This window comes from Streptomyces albireticuli, from assembly GCF_002192455.1.
In the GTDB taxonomy this organism is placed as follows: Bacteria; Actinomycetota; Actinomycetes; order Streptomycetales; family Streptomycetaceae; genus Streptomyces; species Streptomyces albireticuli_B.
In genome coordinates this window covers 4,087,548-4,109,285 of the sequence record NZ_CP021744.1, presented here as the reverse complement: position 1 = coordinate 4,109,285, position 21,738 = coordinate 4,087,548, and the positions used below count along the sequence as shown (strand labels likewise).

Annotated in this window: 23 protein-coding genes; 8 read left to right on the top strand and 15 right to left on the bottom strand. The window is 72.4% G+C overall.

What is annotated here, in order from left to right:
- Positions 1 to 47 precede the first annotated feature (47 nt).
- The gene (locus SMD11_RS17715) at positions 48 to 671 is read right to left on the bottom strand and encodes a DsbA family protein (protein WP_087927389.1); all 624 of its coding nucleotides are present in this window, start codon (positions 669 to 671) and stop codon (positions 48 to 50) included.
- 198 nt (positions 672 to 869) lie between these two features.
- On the opposite strand from SMD11_RS17715, the gene SMD11_RS17710 reads away from it, so the two are divergent.
- On the top strand, positions 870 to 1,823 hold the full coding sequence (locus tag SMD11_RS17710; RefSeq protein ID WP_087927388.1) for a helix-turn-helix domain-containing protein: 954 nt from the start codon (positions 870 to 872) through the stop codon (positions 1,821 to 1,823).
- Here SMD11_RS17710 and SMD11_RS17705 read toward each other — a convergent pair.
- The 3 genes from SMD11_RS17705 to SMD11_RS17695 form a co-directional block, all read right to left on the bottom strand.
- Positions 1,811 to 3,403: a polyamine aminopropyltransferase gene (locus SMD11_RS17705; protein ID WP_087927387.1), complete on the bottom strand. Its 1,593-nt coding sequence runs from the start codon at positions 3,401 to 3,403 to the stop codon at positions 1,811 to 1,813. The genes SMD11_RS17710 and SMD11_RS17705 overlap by 13 nt on opposite strands.
- A 171-nt stretch (positions 3,404 to 3,574) precedes the next feature.
- Complete coding sequence (locus SMD11_RS17700) at positions 3,575 to 4,093, bottom strand: DUF2617 family protein (RefSeq protein WP_087927386.1); 519 nt, start codon at positions 4,091 to 4,093, stop codon at positions 3,575 to 3,577.
- A gap of 338 nt (positions 4,094 to 4,431) precedes the next feature.
- The gene (locus SMD11_RS17695; protein ID WP_087927385.1) at positions 4,432 to 5,598 is read right to left on the bottom strand and encodes an aminotransferase class I/II-fold pyridoxal phosphate-dependent enzyme; all 1,167 of its coding nucleotides are present in this window, start codon (positions 5,596 to 5,598) and stop codon (positions 4,432 to 4,434) included.
- Positions 5,599 to 5,996: 398 nt separating this feature from the next.
- On the opposite strand from SMD11_RS17695, the gene SMD11_RS17690 reads away from it, so the two are divergent.
- Entirely contained in the window at positions 5,997 to 7,208 is a 1,212-nt protein-coding gene (locus tag SMD11_RS17690) for a hypothetical protein (RefSeq protein WP_199843903.1), read from the top strand.
- Between the two features lie 39 nt (positions 7,209 to 7,247).
- Here SMD11_RS17690 and SMD11_RS17685 read toward each other — a convergent pair whose 3' ends face one another.
- Both SMD11_RS17685 and clpB read right to left on the bottom strand, forming a co-directional pair.
- Complete coding sequence (locus SMD11_RS17685; RefSeq protein ID WP_087927384.1) at positions 7,248 to 7,784, bottom strand: YbjN domain-containing protein; 537 nt, start codon at positions 7,782 to 7,784, stop codon at positions 7,248 to 7,250.
- A gap of 162 nt (positions 7,785 to 7,946) precedes the next feature.
- Positions 7,947 to 10,595, bottom strand: a complete 2,649-nt coding sequence (clpB, locus tag SMD11_RS17680; protein WP_087930571.1) for an ATP-dependent chaperone ClpB — start codon at positions 10,593 to 10,595, stop codon at positions 7,947 to 7,949.
- Positions 10,596 to 10,853: 258 nt separating this feature from the next.
- On the opposite strand from clpB, the gene SMD11_RS17675 reads away from it, so the two are divergent.
- The 4 genes from SMD11_RS17675 to SMD11_RS17660 all read left to right on the top strand — a co-directional run bounded on the left by SMD11_RS17675 (position 10,854) and on the right by SMD11_RS17660 (position 12,873).
- A complete protein-coding gene (locus tag SMD11_RS17675; protein WP_087927383.1) occupies positions 10,854 to 11,261 on the top strand; it encodes a pyridoxamine 5'-phosphate oxidase family protein in 408 nt (135 codons plus the stop codon).
- Between the two features lie 26 nt (positions 11,262 to 11,287).
- Positions 11,288 to 11,806, top strand: coding sequence for a hypothetical protein (locus SMD11_RS17670; protein ID WP_234366076.1), 519 nt, complete (start codon positions 11,288 to 11,290; stop codon positions 11,804 to 11,806).
- A 98-nt stretch (positions 11,807 to 11,904) separates the two neighbouring features.
- Positions 11,905 to 12,273 (top strand): hypothetical protein, encoded by a 369-nt coding sequence (locus tag SMD11_RS17665; RefSeq protein WP_087927382.1) that lies wholly within the window; start codon positions 11,905 to 11,907, stop codon positions 12,271 to 12,273.
- A 102-nt stretch (positions 12,274 to 12,375) separates the two neighbouring features.
- The gene (locus SMD11_RS17660; protein ID WP_087927381.1) at positions 12,376 to 12,873 is read left to right on the top strand and encodes a peptidylprolyl isomerase; all 498 of its coding nucleotides are present in this window, start codon (positions 12,376 to 12,378) and stop codon (positions 12,871 to 12,873) included.
- Between the two features lie 113 nt (positions 12,874 to 12,986).
- On the opposite strand, the gene SMD11_RS17655 is transcribed toward SMD11_RS17660, so the two are convergent.
- Positions 12,987 to 13,904: a MerR family transcriptional regulator gene (locus tag SMD11_RS17655; RefSeq protein WP_087927380.1), complete on the bottom strand. Its 918-nt coding sequence runs from the start codon at positions 13,902 to 13,904 to the stop codon at positions 12,987 to 12,989.
- Between the two features lie 99 nt (positions 13,905 to 14,003).
- Between SMD11_RS17655 and SMD11_RS17650 the strand changes: the two genes are divergently transcribed.
- A complete protein-coding gene (locus SMD11_RS17650) occupies positions 14,004 to 15,488 on the top strand; it encodes an alpha/beta fold hydrolase (protein WP_087927379.1) in 1,485 nt (494 codons plus the stop codon).
- Positions 15,489 to 15,729: 241 nt separating this feature from the next.
- Here the strand turns inward: SMD11_RS17650 and SMD11_RS17645 are convergent, their stop codons facing one another.
- The 4 genes from SMD11_RS17645 to SMD11_RS17630 are packed head-to-tail and all read right to left on the bottom strand — an operon-like array spanning position 15,730 to position 17,149.
- Positions 15,730 to 15,918 carry a DUF397 domain-containing protein gene (locus SMD11_RS17645; protein ID WP_087927378.1) on the bottom strand — a complete coding sequence of 63 codons (189 nt, stop codon included), beginning with the start codon at positions 15,916 to 15,918 and terminating at the stop codon, positions 15,730 to 15,732.
- Complete coding sequence (locus SMD11_RS17640; protein ID WP_087927377.1) at positions 15,919 to 16,098, bottom strand: DUF397 domain-containing protein; 180 nt, start codon at positions 16,096 to 16,098, stop codon at positions 15,919 to 15,921.
- Positions 16,099 to 16,284, bottom strand: coding sequence for a DUF397 domain-containing protein (locus SMD11_RS17635; protein ID WP_087930569.1), 186 nt, complete (start codon positions 16,282 to 16,284; stop codon positions 16,099 to 16,101).
- 10 nt (positions 16,285 to 16,294) lie between these two features.
- On the bottom strand, positions 16,295 to 17,149 hold the full coding sequence (locus SMD11_RS17630; protein WP_087927376.1) for a helix-turn-helix domain-containing protein: 855 nt from the start codon (positions 17,147 to 17,149) through the stop codon (positions 16,295 to 16,297).
- 229 nt (positions 17,150 to 17,378) lie between these two features.
- Between SMD11_RS17630 and SMD11_RS17625 the strand changes: the two genes are divergently transcribed.
- Positions 17,379 to 17,840 (top strand): ATP-binding protein, encoded by a 462-nt coding sequence (locus SMD11_RS17625; RefSeq protein ID WP_159395315.1) that lies wholly within the window; start codon positions 17,379 to 17,381, stop codon positions 17,838 to 17,840.
- 16 nt (positions 17,841 to 17,856) lie between these two features.
- Here SMD11_RS17625 and SMD11_RS17620 read toward each other — a convergent pair whose 3' ends face one another.
- From SMD11_RS17620 to dnaJ, 4 genes are all read right to left on the bottom strand, one after another.
- Positions 17,857 to 18,453 (bottom strand): RloB family protein, encoded by a 597-nt coding sequence (locus tag SMD11_RS17620; protein ID WP_234366075.1) that lies wholly within the window; start codon positions 18,451 to 18,453, stop codon positions 17,857 to 17,859.
- A gap of 52 nt (positions 18,454 to 18,505) precedes the next feature.
- A complete protein-coding gene (locus SMD11_RS17615; protein WP_087930568.1) occupies positions 18,506 to 19,834 on the bottom strand; it encodes an AAA family ATPase in 1,329 nt (442 codons plus the stop codon).
- Between the two features lie 220 nt (positions 19,835 to 20,054).
- Positions 20,055 to 20,519, bottom strand: coding sequence for a heat shock protein transcriptional repressor HspR (locus tag SMD11_RS17610; RefSeq protein WP_087927373.1), 465 nt, complete (start codon positions 20,517 to 20,519; stop codon positions 20,055 to 20,057).
- Position 20,520: 1 nt separating this feature from the next.
- Positions 20,521 to 21,696, bottom strand: coding sequence for a molecular chaperone DnaJ (gene dnaJ, locus SMD11_RS17605; protein WP_087927372.1), 1,176 nt, complete (start codon positions 21,694 to 21,696; stop codon positions 20,521 to 20,523).
- Positions 21,697 to 21,738 lie beyond the last annotated feature (42 nt).

The window sequence follows — 21,738 nt, the reverse complement described above, 5'->3', positions numbered from 1 at the left end:
GGGGGGACTCCTTAGGGAGAGAAGGGGGATGTGGGGGGGCAGGAAGGTCAGTGCTGGTCGAGGGCGCGCGTCAGCGTCCGCGCGTCGGACATCGGGCCGCCGAGCCGCCGCACCCCGCCGGGCGTGTGCAGCAGCAAGGTGGGGAAGCTGTCGACGCCGAGTCGGCGGACCTCGCGGAAGTCCGCCTCCGCCGCGCGGCGGGTGGCGGGGTCGGCGTGGGCGGCGACCACCGCGTCGGCGTCCACACCGCCCGCGGTCTCGGCGACCGCGCGGAGCGTGGCCGGGTCGGACAGCGGGCGCCCGTCGACGTACCAGGCACGCTGGAGCGCGCCCGCGAACTCCAGTGTCCTCTCGGGGGCCTGCTGCCGCAGGGCGACGAGGGCCGTCGCGGCACCGGCCGAGTCGAGGACGGCCGTGCCGTCGGCGAAGGCCTTCGCGTAGCCCTCGCCGAAGACCGCGCCGGTCAGCTCGCCGATCCGGGCGTCCGCCTGCGGGATGTAGGGGTACGCGCTGACGGGCTGCGCCCGGGGGCCGGTGAAGAGCCCGCCGTTGAGGACGGTCAGCTCGATGCGGTCGGCGTTCGCGGCGGCGAACTCCCGGATCGTGGGTCCGAAGCCGTAGCACCAGCCGCAGTAGGCGTCGAATGCGTAGGTGAGCCGGTGCTGTGCCATGTCTTTCCCTGGATTCCGTCCGTGGTCGCTTCCGCGTGCCGTCTGTGGGGGGGATGCGGGCCGTTCCCGGGCCCGGGGGCCCTTCGCGGGGCCTGTGGGCCGGCCGCGAAGGCTGTGGGCCCCGCACACTCTTTGTTGTGCGTTACGACCAAGCTAAGCCCGGATCCGGGCCGCAACCAGGTACGCTCAGGTCTCCTCATGGTGAAAAAGCGACACGAGCGACATGAAGAGATCGTCGAGCTCGCCTACAAGGCCCCGCCCGGCACCCCCGCGGGCATCGAGGTGATGACGCTCGCCGAGCTGCGCCGCCGCGCCCCCGAGGGGCTGCTGGCCAAGCCCCAGCGGCTGGACTTCCACCAGATCGTCGCCGTCCGGTCGGGCGCCGCGGAGCACACCGTGGACTTCACCGGCCACTGGCTGGAGGCGGGCTCGGTGCTGTGGGTACGCCCCGGCCAGGTGCAGCAGTTCGGCGAGGGGCGGCCGGGGTCGGAGCCGGAGGGCGTCGTCGTCCTCGCCCAGCCCGGCTTCCTGCCGTCCGGCACGGCCGTGGCGGCCGTCGCGGACGACCCCTTCCGGCCGGTGCTGTGGCAGCCGGTCGGCCCCGACCGCGAGGCCGTCTTCTGCGCGGTGGGCCATCTGGAGGCCGACTTCCGCACCGGCGGCGGGCTGCCCGCCGATGTGCACACCGACGTCCTGCGGCACCTGCTGTCCGTGCTGGTGCTGCGGCTGGCGCACCTCTCGGCCCACGCCGGCAGCAGCGTCCCCGCGCCGGGCGACACCTTCGTGCGCTTCCGGGCGGCCGTCGAGCGCGACTTCGCCACGCACCACCGGGTCGCGGACTACGCCCGCGCCCTCGGCTACTCCACCCGCACCCTCGCCCGCGCCTCGCTGTGCGCGGCCGGGGTCGGCGCCAAGGAGTTCATCGACCGGCGGGTGATACTGGAGGCCAAGCGACTGCTCGCGCACAGCGACCTGCCGGCGGCCCGGATCGCCGGCCGCGTGGGCTTCGACGACCCGGCGAACTTCTCGAAGTTCTTCCACCACCGCGAGGGCTGCTCCCCGGGCGCCTTCCGCACGGCGCTGCGCCGCGGCGGCGAGCCGCGCGCGGAGCGGCCGGAGCACGGCCGGGGGGACGCGCCTCAGTCCGCGTAGCGCGGGTGCATCAGCGTCGACGGCAGCATGCCGGGCTCCCGGCCGCGCTCGGCGGCCCGCCAGGCGTCGGTCAGCCCCTTCGGCGACAGCGACTGGAGGTACGGCCGCACCGGCGGCAGCCGCAGCCACAGGGACTCGCGGGAGACCAGCAGGAAGCTCCAGCCCGTGCCCCCGCCGGACGCCCCGGACCGCCGGGAGGTGCGGTCGGGGCCGGTGGTGAAGCCGCTGCCGCTCACCCGGTACGGCCGGCTGGTCAGGCCCAGGGAGCGGACCGTGGCGTCGACCGTCCAGAAGACCTGCGGGCGGACGTCGACCGTGCCGGCGTGGATCGCGAGCCGGCCGCCGGGGGCCAGCCTGCGCTCCACCAGGCCGTAGAACTCCTGGGAGTAGAGCTTGGTGCTGGGTGTGATGCCGGGGTCGGGGAGGTCGGAGACCACCACGTCGTACGGGGGCGCGGCGGCGGGCAGGGCGCGCAGCCACTCGAACGCGTCGGCGGTGACGACGCGCACGCGGGGGTCGCGGTAGGCGGCGCGGTTGAGGGCGACGAGGTCGGGGGCGGTGCGCGCCAACCGCAGCACGGTGGGGTCGACTTCGACGACCGTGACCCGCTCGACGTCGCCGTAGCGCAGGAGTTCGCGGACGGCGAGGCCGTCGCCGCCGCCGAGGACCAGCACCCGGCGGTGCGGGCCGGACATCGCGGGGTGCACCAGGGCTTCGTGGTACCGGAATTCGTCCTCTCCGCAGACCTTCAGCCTGCCGTCCAGGAAGAGGGAGAGGGGGCGGCCGCTCCGGCCGCCGCCCGTGAGCACGACCTCCTGCACGCCCGACTGCACGGCCACCCGCACGTCCCCGCCGTAGACGGCGTGGCGCGCGGCCCGTTCGAAGGGGACGGTGAGGGCCGAGCCGACGGCCAGGACGGCCAGCACCAGGCCGTTGGCGACGAGGAGCGCCCAGCGGGCCCGGACGCTGAGGTCGCCGCGGAAGAGCCAGAGCACCAGGGCGCCGCCCGCGACGGCGTTGACCCCGCCGGTCAGCAGCGCGCCCGTCAACTGCCCCAGCACGGGGAGCAGGAGGAACGGGAAGGCGAGCCCGCCGACGAGGGCGCCCACGTAGTCGGCGGCGAAGAGGTCGGCGACGGCGCCGCCCGCGTCCTGCCGCCGGATGCGCTGGATGAGCGTCATCAGCAGGGGCACCTCGGCGCCGATCAGCACCCCGATGGCCAGCGAGAAGCCCACCAGGGCCAGGCGCGCCTGGCCGAACCAGGCGAAGCAGGCGTAGAGCGCCATCGCCGAGAGGCCGCCGACCAGCGCGAGGGCGGCCTCGACCGCGGCGAACCCCAGGGCGGCGCGGCTCCGTAAGCGCTTGGCGAGCAGCGAGCCGATGCCCATCGCGAAGACCATCACCGACAGGACGACGGACGCCTGGGTGACGGAGTCGCCGATGAGGTACGAGGCCAGGGCGACCAGCTCCAGCTCGTACACCAACCCGCAGGCGGCGCAGACGAAGACGGTGGTCAGGACCACGAGGCGGCCGAGCCCGGCCGGTACGGGCAGCCGCGCCGGTACCGGGCGGTAGATCATGCCGGGAACGCTACGTCACGATCCGGCAACCTTTTGTCACCCACAAGGGTTTATTACAGGTGTTCCATGACCGTTCGGAAGCGCGGAGCGAGCCCTGGAGCAGGCCCAGAGGGGGCCTAGAGGGGACCTAGAGGGGACCTAGAGGGGACCTAGAGGGGACCTAGAGGGGACCTAGAGGGGAGCGGCCGCGCGTGCGCCCACCCGCGTACGGGTGGCGACCAGGCGCCCCTCCTGCGGATACGCGTGCCAGGTGCGCCAGCTGACCTGGCCCTCGCAGCGCTGGGCGAGCAGCGCGGTGAAAGCGTGCGGGCTGCCCGGAAAGGTTCCTGCCAGGCCGTACGGGTGTTCGGCGACGAGGGCGAGCAACTCCTGCGCCCGGCCCGCGAAGGAGCCGCGCGAGAGCGTTTCTATCCGTGCGGCGAACTCGTACTCCCAGGCCCCCACGCGCTTGGCCACGCCGAGCGGCAGCGGGGTGGCGCTGCCCGGCAGGCAGGCCACCGTCTCCGAGCAGACGCCGTCGCCCTCTTCGAGGAGGACCTGGTGGGAGGCGCCGAGCAGGCGCAACTGGACCTGGGAGTCGGCGAGCCGCAGGTCGAGGACGGCCAGCGCGGGGAGGGGGTCCTTCCCCAGACACCAGGCGAGATCGGCGGCGCGGGTATCGGTGTAGGTGGTCTTGAGGGTGGTGAGCATGGGTCGGCTCCGCAAGCACGCAGTGGAGGGTGGGCCGGCCCGCCGAGGAGGACCAGAGTCTTCGAGTGCGCCGGCTCATGCCCACAGAGGGGGGTTCCGTGGGATCCGAGGACAGTGATTCCGAGGATTCCGAGAGGAGTCGTCTCCGAAACGTGTCTCTGAATGAGAGGGAATCATGAATTGAGCGGCGCCCACAGCGTTTTTACCCATCTCATCGTGCTTTCCATCCACGCGAGGGCCGAACAGTTCAACTGTTCAGAATCAATGTGACCGGCGGGCGGCCCACAACCCGCCGGACGCATATGCGATCAAGCATGGGCCAGCTGCAAATCTCCTGATCAAATAGCCTGAATCAGCTTCTCCACGGCGGTGCGCACCGATTCTTCACGCTTGCAGAACGAGAAACGCACGAGAGAGGACGGCGCGTCGGGGCGCAGATAGAAGGCGGACGTGGGAATGGCCACCACCCCGGCGCGCAGCGGGAGTTCACGGCAGAATCGCACGCCGTCCGGGTAACCCCACGCGCTGACATCGGCCTGGACGAAATATCCCGCCTCCGCGCGATAGGGACGCAACCCCGCCCGCGTGAGCCCCTCGCTCAGCAGGTCGCGATTGCGCCGCAGCGTGCGCCTGAGCTCCTCCGCCCACGCCTCCACGCCCCCCAGCGTCCGCGCGAGCGCCTCCTGGTACGGCGTGCCCGAGGCGTAGGTCAGGAACTGCTTCGCCGCCCCCACCGCGGCGACCAGCGGCGCCGGGCCGCACACCCAGCCGACCTTCCAGCCCGTGACGTTGAAGGTCTTGCCCGCCGACGAGATGGTCAGCGTCCGCTCCCGCATCCCCGGCAGCGCGGCGATCGCCCGGTGCCGCCCGTCGTAGACGAGGTGTTCGTAGACCTCGTCCGTCACCACCGTCAGTCCGTGCTCCTGGCACACCTCGGCGACGGCCGCCAGCTCCTCGGCGGTGAAGACCTTCCCCGTCGGGTTGTGCGGGGTGTTGAGCATCAGCACGCGTGTGCGCGGCGTGACGGCCGCCCGCAGCGCCGCCACGTCCAGGGCGAACGTGTCGTCGTCCAGGGCCAGCGGCACGGGCACCAGGGTGGCGCCGGCGAACCGCGTGACCGCCGGGTAGGCGTCGTAGCAGGGGTCGAAGGCGAGCACCTCGTCACCGGGGTCGCACAGCGCCAGCAGCGTCGCCGCGATCGCCTCCGTCGCGCCCGTGGTCACCAGCACCTCGTCCCGCGGGTCGTACTCCAGTCCGTACCGCCGGCTCTGGTGCGCGGCGACCGCCTCGCGCAGCGCCGGGAAGCCCACCGCGGGCGGGTACTGGTTGCTGCCCGCGAGGACCGCCGCCGCGACGTCCTTCAGAAGACCCTCCGGGGCGGCCAGCTCCGGCACGCCCTGGCCGAGGTTGACGGCGCCGGTCTCCCGGGCGAGCTCCGTCATCTCCGTGAAGACCGACGCGCCCATGCCCCGCACCCGTGCCGCCGGGCTCCATTCCGAATTCATGCGATCCCGCTTTCCACGTCCGTGAATCAAGTCGGTAAGTCGATTTCCATCTGTCCATAAGCCCATGGGTCGGCCTCACGATAGGCGGGCCCATGGGGCGCGGACCAGGACACCCGGGCGCGCAGCACACACCGGGCGCCCGGCGGTGCCGACACTCCGCGATGCCCGCCGAGCGGGTGGAAAGCGCACCGCCCACGGGCGTTCCGGGTCGCGCGCGCGCGAAGCGCGCCGCATGGTCGGTATGCCGAGACCGGCTCCGTCGTCCGCGCGCACGGAGTGCCCGGACCGGCGCCCGGCCCGTACCCGCCCCGTCCCCCGCCCGTCCCCGGGCCACGACCGGCCCGCCGCCCCGCCCCGCGGGCGCGGCGCCGGGCCGTGCCCGCACCGGAGGTGCCCCCGTGTCAGCCGACACCGCCGTGCCCGTCCGCGAGGCACCGGAACCGCGCCCCACGGCGGGCGGCGCCCGTGAGCGCCGCCTCGACCGGGTGCGCGACGCGCTGCGCCGGGCCGCGCCGGCGCTCGCGCTCTACGCGGGCGCCCGGCTGACCGGCATGGCGATCATGGCCGCCTGGGCCTGGTGGATCGGCCGCCACCCGCGCACGCTGCTCGGCCACTCCTGGGACGGCATCTGGTACGCGGGCATCGCCCGGCACGGCTACGGGCTGATCCTGCCCTCGCTCACCACCCGCGGCGTGGTCTTCAACGACCTGGCGTTCTTCCCGCTCTTCCCCGGTCTGGTCCGCGCCGTCACGGTCGTCCTGCCGCTCACCGTCGTCTCCGCCGGGCTGCTCGTCGCCTGGGTCTCGGCCGGAGCCGCGGCCTGGGGCATCTACGCGGTCGGCGAGCTGCTGCACGGCCGCAGGGTGGGCACGCTGCTCGTGGTGCTGTGGGGGCTGCTGCCGCACGCGATCGTGCAGTCGATGGCGTACACCGAGCCGCTGATGACGGCGCTCGCCGTCTGGGCGCTCTACGCCGCGGTCACCGGCCGTCCGCTGTGGGCCGGGGTGCTCGCGCTGCTCGCCGGGCTCTCCCGGCCCAACGCCGTCGCGGTGGCCGCCGCCGTGATCTGCGCGGCCGCGCTCACCCTGTGCCAGGACCGGCGCTCGCGCACCGACTGGCGGGTGTGGACGGGCGCGGCGATCGCCCCGCTGGGCTGGGCCGGCTACATCGTCTGGGCCGGCCACCGCTCCGGCGGCGGGCTCTTCGGCTACTTCGAGGTGCAGCGGCTGTGGGGCTCGCGCTTCGACTTCGGGGTGAACGCGCTGGGCTTCATCCGGCACCTGATCACCGGCCGGGACTCCATGGCGTACTACATGACCATGGCGGTCACCGGGATCGCGCTGGTCTGCCTGGTCCTGCTGCTGCTCGACCGGCCGCCCGCGGCCCTCTTCGTCTACGCGCTGGTGCTCGTGGTGATCGCGGTCGGCGGCTCCAGCTACTTCGCGTCCAAGCCGCGCTTCCTGCTGCCGGCCTTCCCGCTGCTGCTCCCGGCCGCCGTGGCCATGGCCAGAGCCCGGCCGCGCACCGTCGTCGTGACGGTCGGCGCGCTGGCCGGGCTCTCGTTCTTCTACGGGACGTACCTGCTGACGGTCGCCCGCATGCCGATGTGAGGCCGGTCCCCGCGGGGCCGGCCCGGCGGGGCCGGGGGCTCAGGCCTGGTCGTCGCCCGGCTTCTCGTCGTCACCGGACTCGGCGTCGGCCTCCAGGCCGAGCTGCTCGATCAGCCACTTGTCGAACTCGATCGAGGCGCGGACCCAGCTGACCGTGCTGGAGACGAAGTGCTCCAGGGACACGCCGACGCCGATCAGCATCTGCGCCTCGCCGATCAGGCGGACGGTGCCGTCGTCGTTGGTGTGGGTGTAGACCTTCGGCCACAGGGTGCGGCGGTTCCAGTCGTCGATGACCTCGAGAAGACGCAGCTTCTCGTCGATGCCGTGCGGGCGGTCGTAGAACGTGCGCACGGAGAAGACCTGCTGCTCCTCCTCACCGCGGAACATGAAGTACGTACGGAACTGCTCCCACGGTGCGGCGAGGTCTCCCTCGTCGTCCACGACGTACTTCAGCTCCATCTGGTCGAGGAGCTGCTTGACCAGGTCCTGGTCGGGGATGACGGGGCCGGCCGGGCCCGTCTCCTGCGGTTCGGGCTGGCCCCCGAAGTTCGGAATCGAGGACGGGTCGATGCTCACCGTGAATTTCCCTTCGTACGGTTGCCGCCATCCTCCCCCACACCAGCCCCTGCCCCGCAACCCCTGGCGTAACCAGATCAACACCCGAAAAAGGGATCACGCGGACACCAGGTCGCGGGCGGGCCCGCCCACAGCCTGTGGGCGGGCCCGGCGGGCGCGCTTCTACGGGGCCACCGGGGCCGCCGACGTCACCGTCAGCCCCTCGCCACGCTCCGCGGCCCGGTCCACACGGACGGTGTCACCGTCGCGGATGTCGCCCGCGAGGATGGCCCGCGCCAGCTGGTCGCCGATCGCGGTCTGGACGAGCCGGCGCAGCGGGCGGGCGCCGTAGGTGAGGTCGGGTGCGGCTCCGGCGTCGGTGTCGGGGTCGTGGCCGAGGGTGGCGAGCCAGTCGAGTGCGGCCTCGGAGACGTCGAGGGTGAGGCGGCGGTCGGTGAGGCGGCGCTGGAGGTGGTCGATCTGGATGCGGGCGATGCGCTGGAGCTGGCCGGTGCCCAGGGGGTGGAAGACCACGACGTCGTCGAGGCGGTTGAGGAATTCGGGGCGGAAGGAGGCGCGGACGGTCTGAAGGACCTTGGCCTTCTTCTCGTCCTCCTTGAGGAGGGGGTCCACCAGATAGGTGGAGCCGAGGTTGGAGGTGAGGATCAGGATGGTGTTGCGGAAGTCGACGGTGCGGCCCTGGCCGTCGGTGAGGCGGCCGTCGTCGAGGACCTGGAGCAGGATGTCGAAGACCTCGTGGTGGGCCTTCTCCACCTCGTCGAGGAGGACGACGGTGTAGGGGCGGCGGCGGACGGCCTCGGTGAGCTGGCCGCCCTCCTCGTAGCCGACGTAGCCGGGCGGGGCGCCGACCAGGCGGGCGACGGAGTGCTTCTCGCTGTACTCGCTCATGTCGATGCGGACCATGGCCCGCTCGTCGTCGAAGAGGAAGTCGGCGAGGGCCTTGGCCAGCTCGGTCTTGCCGACGCCGGTGGGGCCGAGGAAGAGGAACGAGCCGGTGGGCCGGTCGGGGTCGGCGATGCCGGCGCGGGAGCGGCGCACGGCGTCGGAGACGGCGCGGACGGCTTCCTCCTGGCCGATCAGGCGCTTGCCGAGCTCGTCCTCCATGCGCAGCAGCTTCTGGGTCTCGCCTTCCAGGAGGCGGCCGGCGGGGATGCCGGTCCAGGCGGCGACGACGTCGGCGATGTCGTCGGGGCCGACCTCTTCCTTGACCATGAGGTCCTTGGCGGCGACGGCCTCCTGGGCGGCCTCGGCGCGGGCGGCTTCCTCCAGCTCCCGTTCCAGGCCGGGGATCTCGCCGTAGAGGAGCTTGGAGGCGGTGTCGAAGTCGCCGTCGCGCTGGGCGCGCTCGGCCTGGCCGCGCAGCTCGTCCAGGCGCTCCTTGAGCTCGCCGACCCGGTTGAGGGACTGCTTCTCCTTCTCCCAGCGGGCGGTCAGGCCGCGCAGTTCCTCCTCCTTGTCGGCGAGGTCGCGGCGCAGCTTCTCCAGGCGCTGCTTGCTGGCCTCGTCGACCTCCTTGGAGAGGGCGAGCTCCTCCATCTTCAGGCGGTCGACGGCGCGCTGGAGCTCGTCGATCTCCACGGGGCTGGAGTCGATCTCCATCCGCAGCCGGGAGGCGGCCTCGTCGACGAGGTCGATGGCCTTGTCGGGCAGGAAGCGGGAGGTGATGTAGCGGTCGGAGAGGGTGGCGGCGGCGACCAGCGCGGAGTCGGCGATCTGCACCTTGTGGTGGGCCTCGTAGCGGCCCTTGAGGCCGCGGAGGATGGCGATGGAGTCCTCGACGGAGGGCTCGGCGACCAGCACCTGCTGGAAGCGGCGCTCCAGGGCGGGGTCCTTCTCGATGCGCTCGCGGTACTCGTCCAGCGTCGTGGCGCCGACCATGCGCAGCTCGCCGCGGGCCAGCATGGGCTTGAGCATGTTGCCCGCGTCCATGGCGGAGTCACCGCCCGCCCCCGCGCCGACGACCGTGTGCAGCTCGTCGATGAAGGTGATGATCTGGCCCTCGCTGGCCTTGATCTCGGCCAGGACGGTCTTCAGGCGCTCCTCGAACTCGCCGCGGTACTTCGCGCCGGCGACCATCGCGCCGAGGTCGAGCGAGACCAGGCGCTTGTTGCGCAGCGACTCCGGGACGTCGCCCTTCACTATCCGCTGCGCCAGGCCCTCCACCACAGCGGTCTTGCCGACACCGGGCTCACCGATCAGCACCGGATTGTTCTTCGTACGGCGCGAGAGGACCTGCACCACCCGCCGGATCTCCGCGTCCCGCCCGATCACCGGATCGAGCTTCCCCTCACGGGCGGCCGCCGTGAAGTCCGTACCGAACTTCTCCAGAGCCTTGTACGTACCCTCCGGATCCGGAGTCGTCACTCGCTGTCCGCCCCTCGCGGTCTCGAAAGCGTCGAGCAGCCTCTTGGCGGACGCGCCCTGCTGATCCAGCAGCTCACCGGTCCGGCCGCCCTTGGCGGCGAGCCCGATGAGCAGGTGCTCGGTGGAAATGTAGGTGTCGCCCAGCTCCCGGGCGCGCTGCGAGGCGTCGGCGATGACGGCCAGCAGCTCACGGCTGGGCTGCGGGGGCGCGACCGTCGAGCCCTGCACGCTGGGCAGCCCCGCGAGCTGACGCTCGGCCCCGGACCGCAGCACGGCGGCGTCGGCCTCCACGGCGGCCAGCAGATCCATGATGTTCTCGTTGTCCTGGCCGCCGAGGAGGGCGAGCAGCAGGTGCGCGGGCGTCATGTCCGCGTGCCCCGCGGACACGGCCCGCTCGCCGGCGCCGCTCAGCGCCTCCCGGCTCTTGTTCGTCAGCTCGGCATCCACCACGGTGCGCTCCTCCTCTGTGTCGGCGTCCTGGTCCGTCACGCCCGTCCTGCTGTGAGCAACGTGCGATAAGTTGAGCCTATTCCACTCAACCCTGTCACCGCCACCATGCGCCCACCGCCGCCTACAAGATCATCCACCGGCGGACGGCGGGCCCGGGTCCCATGTTCCGGCGCCGGGGCCCGGGGCGCGCCCCGACGGGCACCGGACTCCGGAGACCACCGGCTCCGGCCGGGGGCCCGCGGCTACGCTCTCCGCATGGCCCACGACCTCAGCGCACTCACCCCCGCATACGTCGACTTCTGGCGCGAGCGGCACATCTGCACGCTCACCACCACCCGCCCCGACGGCAGCCCGCACCTGGTGCCCGTCGGCGTCACGTTCGACCCCGAGACCGGCCTCGCCCGGGTGATCACGAACAAGACCAGCCGCAAGGTCGCCAACATCCTGGCCGCCGGCCCGGACGGCGCCCGTGTCGCGGTCTGCCAGATCGGCGAGCGGAAGTGGGCGACCCTGGAGGGCGTCGCCGTCGTGCGCACCGAGGCCGACGCCGTCGCGGACGCCGTGAACCGCTACGCCGAGCGGTACGGCCGGACGCCCTCGCCCAACCCCGACCGCGTCCTGGTCGAGATCACCGTGACGAAGGCGCTGGGCCTGGTTCCATGACCCCCGGCTGGGGCAGTGACCTTCCCGTGGACCCCGTCACCTCCTTCACCCACGATCCCGTCTTCGGCAGGATCGACCTCTCCCTCGACTCCGACGCCGGACTCCTCGACGTCTCGGGCCCCGCGATCCCGCACGTCGCCCTCCGCCGCGCCCCCGGCGGGCACACCAGCGAACACGTCCCCATCGGCAGCCGCGACGCCACCGCCCTCACCCTGGCCGTCGACGGCGCCGAGGCCCCCCTCACGCTCGGCCGGGGCCGGATCACCCGCCGCTCGTACGCGGTCACGGTGAAGATGAGGACCGACGGCAGATATCGCCTCGTCCCGTCGTCCGACGCGTCCAGCCGGCTGTCCCGGAACGGCACGCGCCTCGGCAGGCTCACCGCGCAGCGCGGCGGGATCGTCGAGCCCGCCGACTGGCGGCGGCGCGCGAAGATCATGCCGCTGGACGCCGCCCTCGGCTACGCCCTCGCCGCCGCGTTCGGCACGGGCGCGCGCGGGGCGCCGGGCATGCTCCTGGAGGCCGGCCTGGACCTGCTGCCCTGAGCAGCCCGGTTGGCCCCCGTACTGGTGCCGGGGCGGCCCGCGGCTCGTACCGTCGGGGGTGACAGACGGTCCCGGACGGCAGAGGGAGCATCCACGTCATGAGCGGCGCCGAGAGTGCGGACCACGTCAGCATCCATGTGACCGACTGCGGCCACCAGGACGCGGGCGCGGTCTTCCGCGCCCTGGAGTCGGCCTTCCCCGAGGTGGAGGAACCCACCCGCAGCGAGGTCAAGGCCGCGTCCGGCGCGGAGCACATGGTGTGGTGCATGGTCGTCGACACCCGCACCGGCCACGTCCCGTCGACGGCGACGCCCGTCACCCTGTCCGGCGGCGTCTCCGTCGACCTCTTCGGCGCGGCGGACCCCGTGCGCAAGGTGCGGCAGGAGCTCACGGCGGCGTTCACCGTGGAGGACCGCGGCACGGTGCCGGGCGAGCACGAGCTGGAGGTCCGGCTGCGGCTCACCTAGCCGTGGCCGGTCACGGGAAAGGCGGGCCCGGGGAAGATCACACCCGACACCCCACCCCCACCCCGCGCGCACCGCGCCCTCCCTAATGTCAGGATGGGCTCCATGAGTAACAACGTGTTCTTCGACATCACCATCGACGGCGACGCCGCCGGCCGCATCGTCTTCAAGCTGTACGACGACGTCGTCCCCAAGACCGCCCAGAACTTCCGCGAGCTCGCCACCGGCCAGCACGGCTTCGGCTACGAGGGCTCCGGCTTCCACCGCGTCATCCCGCAGTTCATGCTCCAGGGTGGCGACTTCACCCGCGGCGACGGCACCGGCGGCAAGAGCATCTACGGCGAGAAGTTCGCGGACGAGAACTTCAAGCTCAAGCACGACCGCCCGTTCCTGCTCTCGATGGCGAACGCCGGCAAGAACACCAACGGCTCGCAGTTCTTCATCACCACCATCGTCACCGACTGGCTGGACGGCAAGCACGTCGTCTTCGGCGAGGTCGTCGAGGGCCAGGACCTGGTCACGAAGATCGAGTCCCTCGGCTCCCAGTCCGGCGCCACCCGCGCCAAGATCGCCATCGCCAAGTCCGGCGTCGTCGAGCAGTAAGAACCCCTGGCAGGGCCACGCCGTAAGGCGAGAGGCCCCCGCCGGCACCGGCCGGCCCGTCCCCACCTCGGACGGGCCGGCCGCCCTTTTCCCGGCATGGGCCCCGGCCCCGCTCAGGCCGCCGCCCGCCCGGCGAGCTGGGCGTCCAGCGCCTCGCGCAGCCAGTCGTGGGCGACGCCCGGCGTCGGCGCCGCCGGGCCGTTCAGCTCCGCGACCAGCTGCCAGTAGCGGTCGAGCCGGGGATCCGAGGCGAGCTCGCGGCTCAGCTCCCTGCGGAAACCGGCCGTGTCACGCGCCCCGCGCGCCCCCGCGTACGCCGCGACGAAGCAGTCCAGCGCCTCCCCCTCGCGCGGCCGCCGCCCCGCCGTCAGCTCCGGCGCGGCCAGCGCGAACGCCTCGCCCAGCCCGTCGTACAGCACCGCCGGGCGGTAGCCCGTCCCCGACCGGTGCACGACCGGCTGGCAGCTCTCCCCCGCGCACACCGCCGAGACCATCGCGTGCAGCCGGGCGAAGGCCAGCACCTGCTCCGGCGTCGGCGCGTCCGGCAGCTCCGGGACCGCCTGTTCCAGGAACCGGGACAGCACCTCCGCCGGCAGCCTCGGCGGCAGCCAGAGCCGCCAGAACCGCACCAGCGACGCCGTGCTCGGCGGCGCCGTCACCGCCCCCACCAGCCGCAGCCGCTCCGCCCGCTCCTCCGGCGCGCAGTCCCTGACCAGTTGGAGCGCCGCCTCCCGCCACCGCAGCTCCGCCAGCCGCGAGCCGACCTCCAGGAGCTGCCCCTCGATGGCGGCCTCCAGCGCGCCCTCTCCGTCCAGCACCCGCCCCACCTCCGGGACCGGCAGGTCCAGCGCCCGCAGCGACCGGATCAGCCGCAGCCGCTCCAGCGCCTCCGGCCCGTACCGCCGGTGACCGCCCGCGCTGCGGGCACCCTCCGGCAGCAGACCGCTGTCCGAATAGAAGCGGACGGTCTTCACGGTGACCCCCGCGTGCTCCGCCAGCTCCCCGATGCTCCACACGCACTCTGACGACATGGCTTGAACCTCCCCCAGCAGGAGTTCCTACCGTAACGACGAGCGCGGGCGGCCCCCACGGCCGGCCGCCCGGCGACCGCAGCGTACGAGGAGGCATTCATGACGGCGTTCATCCTGGTGTCCGGGCTCCACACCGGTGGCTGGATCTGGCGAGAGGTCGCCGACCGGCTGACCGGATCGGGCGCCGAGGTCCACCCCGTCACACTCACCGGCATGGACGGAGCGTCCGCCGCGTCCGGCACCGGTCTCGACACCCACGTCCAGGACGTCGTCCGGGTCATCGACGGCCTGGACGCCCCGGAGATCGTCCTCGTCGGCCACTGCTACGGCGTCCACCCCGCCCTCGGCGCGGCGGCCCTCCGCCCCGACCGCGTCGCCCGCGTCGTCTGCCTCGACACCGCCATGCCGCAGAACGGCGACCCCGCCGCGAAGCTCGTACCCAGCCCGGCGGTCCACGCGCACCTCGCCGAGCGGCCCGGCCTGCCGGTCCCCGCGCCGGCGGCCGGCGGCTGGGACGTCCTCGGCAGCACCGCGGGCGTCCCGGCGGAGGCCCTCGCCGAGCTCGCGCGGCGCGCGGTCCCGCAGCCCGCGGGCACGCTCACCCAGCCGCTGCACCTCAGCGAGGCGCTCACCACCGTCCCCACCACGGGCGTCCTTTGCACGGGCAACGGCTCCAGCATCGCCATGGTCGAGGCCCTCCTCGGCCTCGGCGACCCCCGCCTCCTGGCCCTCGCCGACCCCCGCGTCACCTTCTTCGAGCTCGACACGGGCCACTGGCCGATGCTCTCCACGCCGGACGCGCTCACCGGTGTCCTGCTGAGCGCCGCCGCCGGCGAAGGCCACCGGATGACCGCGCCCGAACTCCCCGCCCACCTGCGCCCGTTCCTCCTGGACGTACCCGAGCGCGCCCGCGAGCGGGTCGGCAACGTCGACCTGTACTTCCCCGACGAGCCCGGCCCCCGTCCGGCCGTCGTGTTCGTCCACGGCGGGCCCGTCCCCCGCGACGTCGGGCCCACCCCGCGCGACTGGCCCGGCTACGTCGGCTACGCGCGGCACGTCGCCGAACTCGGCGCGGTCGGCGTCATGGTCGACCACGGCCTCCACGACCTCGCCGACTACCCGGTCGCCGCGTCCGACATCGCCGCCGCGGTCGAACGCGTCCGGGCCGACCCGCGTGTCGACGCGTCCCGCGTCGCCCTCTGGTTCTTCTCGGCCGGCGGCCTGCTCTGCGCGGACTGGCTCGCGAACCCGCCCTCCTGGCTGCGGTGCGTCGGCGCGACGTACCCGATCCTGGCGCCCATGCCGAACTGGGGCTTCCCGGCGGACTCCCGCTTCCGGCCGGTGGAGGCCGTACGTTCGGCGGGTGACCTGCCGGTCGTACTGACCAGGGTGGGGCAGGAGCGGGCGGAGATCGCGGCCACGGTCGCGGAGTTTTTGGCCTCGGCGGCGGCCTCCGGCGCGTGTGTCGACGTGGTCGACATTCCCTCGGCCCACCACGGTTTCGAGACGGTCGATGTCAACGAGGAGACGCGGGCGGGTGTGCGGGAGGCGGCTCGGGCCGTCCTCGGCCGTCTCGGGGTGTGAGTGCGCCTGCGGCGGGCCTTTCCCCACCCCGCCCCTTCCCGACCGGGGCTCCGCCCCGGACCCCGGTCCTCAAGCGCCGGCCGGGCTGAGTTGTCTCCCGGAACCGGGCGAATTTCAGCCCGGCTGGGGGCACCTCCCAGCGGTAGCTGGGGGAGTTTGAGGCCACCGCGCGCCAGCGCGGCAGGGGGTCTGGGGCGAAGCCCCAGTTTCGGGAAGGGGCGGGGCTGGGGAAATCTCCCGCTCACCCAGCCGCAGCGCCGCGCGCCTTGAGCGACCGGATGAGGGTGCGGAGGGAGCCCGGTGTGGTGGTCAGGACCACGCCGGGCTCGTCGCTTTCGCGAACGGCGACGGTGTCGCCGGTAGCGCCGACCTCAACACACTCGTTCCCCGGGGTGTCGGCCGAATACGTACTCTTCTGCCAGGCGCTCACTTAAACCACCTTCACTTTGACCGCGCGTATCAGCGCAGCGAGGTTGCTGGGCGTGGTCCTGATGACCACGCCGGGCTCGTCGCTTTCGCGGAGGCGAATCACGCCATCGTTACGAGAGACCTCCACGCACTCCTGGTTGTCCATGCCGCCCGAGTACGAGCTCCTTTGCCAGGAACCCATTCAGACGACCTGCACTTTGACCGCGCGTATCAGCGCGGCGAGGCTCCCGAGGGTGGTCTCAATGACCAGGCCGGGCTCGTCGCTTTCCCGGAGGAGCACTGCGCCATGGGCAGGGCCGACCTCGACACACTCGTTGCCCGTAGTGGATGCCGAGAACGAGCTCTTCTGCCAGGGGATATGAGCCATGTCCAAACCCTTACAACTCACGAGCGATACGTCGAATGAGATCCCGCGACTCGACTCTGGACAACGAGGCGCCCGCCGCCGCGTCGAGGACCGTCCTGTACCTCGAGAGAGCCTTCTCGTCGTACACGAAGATGCTGCCGTGCACGGCGTCGAACTGGACCGCGTCCAGCTGCTGCACAGGCCCCTCCGCGTAGAGCATCGAAAATGACGTCTCCGTGAAACCATCCCGCTCGAAGGGCACTACTCGCACGCTCAGTTCAGGCCGTTCGGAGAGCTCGAGCAGCAGGTCGAGCTGTTCGCGTGCAAGTTTGCGATCCCCCACCCGGATACGTAAGGCAGCTTCGTGAATCACGGCGTCGAGGCGGGGAGGATCGTCACGGTCGAAGATCTGCCGACGTCGCCGCATCCGGAACTCGACGATCGCTTCGACTTCCTGGGCCGACAGGTCCGGCATGGAGTTGCTGAACAATGCCCGAGCGTGACCCTCGCACTGCAAGAGCCCCGGGATATGGATCACCTGAAGAGCCCGCAGACCACGGGCGTGATGTTCCAGCTCCGCCAGGTCGAGGGCCAATGGATGGACCAGTTCACGGTACTTCTCCCACCAGCCGCGACGGCGCTCGGTGGCCATCGCCACAAGGGCATCCACCAGCCCGGCGTCGGCGACCCCTAGATGCTCCGCAAGCCTACGAAGCCGGTCCTCGGTCACCGCCGCGCGCCCCGACTCGATGTGGGACATCTTGCCTGCGTCCACCCCGACGACCCGGGCCGCTTCGATCGCCGTGATTCCGGCACGCTCACGCAGCCTCTTGAGCTCCGTACCCAACCGCACTTGGCGGGCAGTGGGGTTCGATCTCGGCGGCATGCCCTCTCCCTCTCGCAGGTCCTGGTGCCGGGCACTCTGCCATGACCCCACCCTGGTGGGCGAACTTTCCCCAACGGCTTGCACAGGAACAAGATTTGTCCCTACGTTGAGCGTTGCGCCGCTCACAGAGTGGCGAGATCCGGTCACCGGAAGCGCACCGCCATGCCCAAACACGCATGCGCGGCATGACACCGGGGCCGACACACCAAAACCCCCGCAGGAGGCGTTCGTGCTGCCCCTACCCGCGATCGACACCGTTCCCCCGGCCACCGCCGTCGAACCGTTCGAGTACATCCTGCACGTCCCCCACGACCCCAGAGCCGTCCGAGTAGCCCGTACGACCCTCCGGGCCGCCCTCAAGGCCCACGGATTGGACGAACTGACCGGCCGCGCCGAACTGTTGGCCGGGGAGATGCTCACCAACGCGATCGTCCACACCACCGGCGACGCCGAACTACGCGTCCGCTGGTCGGAATGGGACGTGCTGCGGATGACCGTGTGGGATTCCTGCCCGCAGCCGCCCGGGGTGCGGGTCACCCACCCGTACAGCGACAGCGGCCGCGGCCTCGCGTTGCTGCAACTGCTCGCGGACCGGTGGAACTACTTCTCGCTGCCCAGGGGGCTGGCGACCACCGAGTCCAAGGCGGTCTGGTGCGAGATCACCAGGAAGGCGCCACCGGCCTGGGGGTGATCCACAAGGAGACGGTTCAGCGGCCGGCGATGCGGTCCACCAGGGCCCACACCCCCGTCGACGGGTTCGTCGCGTGCTCGTGCCCCGCCTCCGCGAGGACCGCCGCGCGGCTGCCCGCCGAGGGCCACCCGTGTTCGTAGTCGCGGAAGTCCAGGCGGGCCTTGTCGTAGGCGGGGACGTACCGCTTCAGGTAGGGCAACAGCTCGCGGTAGGTGCCGACATGGGCCTTGTGGTCGGAGAAGTGGAGGACCAGCCACAGCTCGAAGCAGGGGTTGGAGACGGCGACCTCGATGCCCTCCCGGCGGGCACGGGTCACCGCGCGGGCGACGTCGTACTCGTCGACGTCGAAGACGCACCAGATCTGGTCGAAGTCGTCGCCCGCGCGGTCGCGTTCACCGGCCGCGTAGGCGATGAGCTGGGCCGGGGAGCAGGGCTTGGTCCGGATGCGGACGGTGACGGCCGGGTTGGCGAGGTGTTCGACGAGACCTTGGAGGTAGTGCTTCTCGGTGGCCTTGGCGCCGCAGACGACCAGCAGCCGGTCGCGGCCCGGCCGGGTGGCGGGGGCGCGCAGGACGCCGGACTCGAAGGCCGGCCCGCGGCCGGGGCCGCGCACGGCGCCACGGCCGGTGCCACGGACAACGCCGCGGACGACACCCCGGCGGCCGCTAAGTTTCGGCGTCCTCGCCATCCACTGTTCTCCCCCTGGCGGCCAGCGCCGCCTCGAACCGCTCGTCACTGAGGACCGGGACCGCACCATAACTCCCGCCGAGGTACCGCCGCTCGCGGTTCTCCGCTTGGCGGGGGGTGAAGTCCGAGAGGGGGAAGAGCGTGGTCTCGCCGTGGCGGTCCTTCTCGACGAACCAGATCTGGTCCCGCCGGAGGATCTCCTCGCCGGCGCTGCGGCCGAGGAGGCTCACGTCGTGGGTCGTCAGCAGGAGCTGGGCGCCGCGAGGGTTGGCCGCGGGGCTCTGGAAGAGGCGGATGACCTGGGCCGTCAGCCGGGGGTGGAGGCTGGCGTCGACCTCGTCGACGATCAGCATGCTGCCCTGTTCCAGGGCGTCGAGGACGGGGCCGGCGTAGTCGAAGAGCATGCGGGTGCCCTGGGACTGGTCCTCCAGGCCCAGGCGCGCGCTGCTGCCGTCGCGCGCCCTCTGCTGCACCCACACGCGGGCGGTCGTGGTGGTGAAGAGGAACGTGGAGAGCTCGGTGCGCCTGAGCTCGCGCATCAGCCGCTCGCGGAAGGTGAGGGCCGAGACCCGGTCGGCGCCGTCCGCCTCGAAGTCCTCGACGCCCATGTCCTCGATGCCCAGGTCGGCGGCCTGCAACAGGGCCACGACGGAGGCCGCGCGCGCGGGGTCCTGCAAGCGGCGCAGGCTGCCCGGGTCGGGGGAGCCGTGCGCGCCGCCCGCGCGGAAGCGGACCGCCCGGAACCAGGCGTACACCGGCTGGAGGAGCGCCTGCCGGGACCGGGCCGCGACCGTCAGGAACAGGACGTTCGGCTCGGTGATGCTGCGGACGAGCTCCAGCTCGGCCTTGGGCGCGCCCTCGCCGAAGTCGATCTCGTCGCCGGACCGCTGGAAGACCGTGCGCCGGGTGCCGTCGGGGTAGCTGTACAGCCACTCGTCGAGGACCCGCTCGTCGTCGACGCCGAAGCCGTAGGTGTGGCGGACACCGCCGAGGACGAGGTCGACCACGTACCAGGACGGGGCGGAGGCGCTCCGCTCGTCCAGCAGGAACGGGGAGCGGACGAGGCCGCCGCCGGGCTCGGCGTCGCGGTGGGAGCTGTGCACCAGGCCCGCCATGAAGTGCAGGGCGTCGACGACGTTCGACTTCCCGGCGGCGTTGGCACCGAAGAGCGCCGCGACGGGCACGGCGGAGGGGGGCGTGGAGGTGCCGTCGGCGGAGCCCGGTGCCGTCTCCTGGACGGGCGAGAGGAGCAGCTGCTGTTCCTCTCTGATGGACCGGTGGTTCGACACTCGGAAGCTCAGGAGCACCCGCGTCACCTTCCCCACGGCGATCAGGACCCTTCCGTGCAAGTGAACCGCACGATCATGACCCTGGTACCCACGGTACGGTCTGCCCGAGGTCAGGGGCGGGCACGCCACCCACTCGGGTGACAGGCCGTCAACTCCCCTGGCCCGCCGGGGCGGAAAACGCGAAGGGGCCGGGCGAGCGGAAAGCTCACCCGGCCCCCTGGCCGTGCCGCCTGCGGACCTAGCGGTCCTGGTCGCGCCGGGGCCGCCAGACCACCAGCGCGCTCGTCTGCTGCACGTCCTGGTACGGGACCAGGTCGCGGCGGTACGAGGCGTGGACGGCGGCCTCCGCCTGCTGCATGGCGGTGGCCGCGCCCTCGACCATGCCCTGGAGCTCGGCGATCCGCGCCTTGAGCGCGGACACCTGGTTCTCCAGCTCGATGATGCGCTTGATGCCGGCGAGGTTGATGCCCTCGTCCTGGCTGAGCTGCTGCACCTGGCGCAGGAGCTCGATGTCCCGGGCCGAGTAGCGGCGGCCGCGGCCGGCCGTCCGGTCCGGGGAGACCAGGCCGAGCCGGTCGTACTGCCGGAGGGTCTGCGGGTGCAGGCCCGACAGCTGGGCGGCGACCGAGATGACGTAGACCGGCGACTCGTCGGTCAGCTGGTAAGGCTGGGTGGGTTCGAAACGCCGTCGTCGGCCGTCCATCTCATGCTCCCTTCGCGGCCTGGAACAGATCGGCCCTCGGGTCGGCGCCCGCCGTCGCCTCGCGGTAGGCCTCCAGGGCCTCCCGCGCCTTGTCGTCGAGCTCCGTGGGAACGGCCACCTCCACCGTCACCAGCAGATCGCCCCGGGTGCCGTCCTTACGGACCGCGCCCTTGCCACGGGCGCGCATCGTGCGGCCGTTGGGCGTGCCGGCGGGCAGTTTGAGGGTGACCGGCGGGCCGCCGAGGGTCGGGACCCGCACCTCGCCGCCGAGCGCCGCCTCCACGAAGGAGACCGGCACGGTGATGGTGAGGTTGTCGTCCTTACGGCCGAAGACCGGGTGGCTGCCGACGTGCACCACGACGTAGAGGTCGCCGCTGGGGCCGCCGCGCTCGCCCGGGGCGCCCTTGCCGCGCAGCCGGATCCGCTGGCCGTCGGAGACGCCCGGCGGGATGCGGACCTGCATGGTGCGGGAGGACGTGGCCCGGCCGCTGCCCTTGCAGGTGTCGCAGGGGTTCTCGGGGATGAGCCCGCGGCCCTTGCAGTCGGGGCAGGGGTCCGTCAGCGAGAAGCCGCCGCCGGAGCCGTGCGAGACCTGGCCGGTGCCGACGCAGGTCGGGCAGACCCGCGGCGTACCGTTTTTGTCGCCGGTGCCGGAGCACGCCTTGCACGCCGCCGAGGAGGACATCCGGAGCGGGACCGTGGCCCCCTCCACCGCCTCGGAGAAATTGAGCGAGACCTCGGACTCGATGTCCTGGCCGCGCCGCGGCTGGGTGCGGGCACCCGCGCCGCGGTTGAACAGGCCGCCGAAGACGTCGCCCAGGCCGCCGCCGAAGCCACCGGCGCCGCCGCCCCCGCCCTGGGCGCCCCCGAAGAGGTCGCCCAGGTCGAAGTTGAAGGAACCGCCGGCGCCGCCGCCCGGCCCGGGACGGAATCCACCGTTCCCGAACAGGGCGCGGGCCTCGTCGTACTCCTTGCGCCGCTTGGGGTCGGCGAGGACGTCGTTCGCCTCGGAGATCTCCTTGAAGCGCTCCTCGGCCGAGGCGTCGCCCTTGTTGGCGTCCGGGTGGTACTCGCGGGCGAGCTTCCGGTACGCCTTCTTGATCTCCGCCTCGGTGGCGTCCTTGGGCACACCGAGGACCTTGTAGTAGTCCTTCTCGACGAAGTCCTTGGTACTCATCCCCGGTGTCCCTCCTTCCGGTCCCTGCGGTCGTTCATCGCG

What these genes read in the sequence shown, in the direction of transcription:
- SMD11_RS17715 (WP_087927389.1), bottom strand. Translation starts at nt 671, where the DNA reads ATGGCACAGCACCGGCTCACCTACGCATTCGACGCCTACTGCGGCTGG.
- SMD11_RS17710 (WP_087927388.1), top strand. Translation starts at nt 870, where the DNA reads ATGGTGAAAAAGCGACACGAGCGACATGAAGAGATCGTCGAGCTCGCC.
- SMD11_RS17705 (WP_087927387.1), bottom strand. Translation starts at nt 3,403, where the DNA reads ATGATCTACCGCCCGGTACCGGCGCGGCTGCCCGTACCGGCCGGGCTC.
- SMD11_RS17700 (WP_087927386.1), bottom strand. Translation starts at nt 4,093, where the DNA reads ATGCTCACCACCCTCAAGACCACCTACACCGATACCCGCGCCGCCGAT.
- SMD11_RS17695 (WP_087927385.1), bottom strand. Translation starts at nt 5,598, where the DNA reads ATGAATTCGGAATGGAGCCCGGCGGCACGGGTGCGGGGCATGGGCGCG.
- SMD11_RS17675 (WP_087927383.1), top strand. Translation starts at nt 10,854, where the DNA reads ATGGCCCACGACCTCAGCGCACTCACCCCCGCATACGTCGACTTCTGG.
- SMD11_RS17665 (WP_087927382.1), top strand. Translation starts at nt 11,905, where the DNA reads ATGAGCGGCGCCGAGAGTGCGGACCACGTCAGCATCCATGTGACCGAC.
- SMD11_RS17660 (WP_087927381.1), top strand. Translation starts at nt 12,376, where the DNA reads ATGAGTAACAACGTGTTCTTCGACATCACCATCGACGGCGACGCCGCC.
- SMD11_RS17655 (WP_087927380.1), bottom strand. Translation starts at nt 13,904, where the DNA reads ATGTCGTCAGAGTGCGTGTGGAGCATCGGGGAGCTGGCGGAGCACGCG.
- SMD11_RS17650 (WP_087927379.1), top strand. Translation starts at nt 14,004, where the DNA reads ATGACGGCGTTCATCCTGGTGTCCGGGCTCCACACCGGTGGCTGGATC.
- SMD11_RS17640 (WP_087927377.1), bottom strand. Translation starts at nt 16,098, where the DNA reads ATGGGTTCCTGGCAAAGGAGCTCGTACTCGGGCGGCATGGACAACCAG.
- SMD11_RS17635 (WP_087930569.1), bottom strand. Translation starts at nt 16,284, where the DNA reads ATGGCTCATATCCCCTGGCAGAAGAGCTCGTTCTCGGCATCCACTACG.
- SMD11_RS17630 (WP_087927376.1), bottom strand. Translation starts at nt 17,149, where the DNA reads ATGCCGCCGAGATCGAACCCCACTGCCCGCCAAGTGCGGTTGGGTACG.
- SMD11_RS17610 (WP_087927373.1), bottom strand. Translation starts at nt 20,519, where the DNA reads ATGGACGGCCGACGACGGCGTTTCGAACCCACCCAGCCTTACCAGCTG.
- dnaJ (WP_087927372.1), bottom strand. Translation starts at nt 21,696, where the DNA reads ATGAGTACCAAGGACTTCGTCGAGAAGGACTACTACAAGGTCCTCGGT.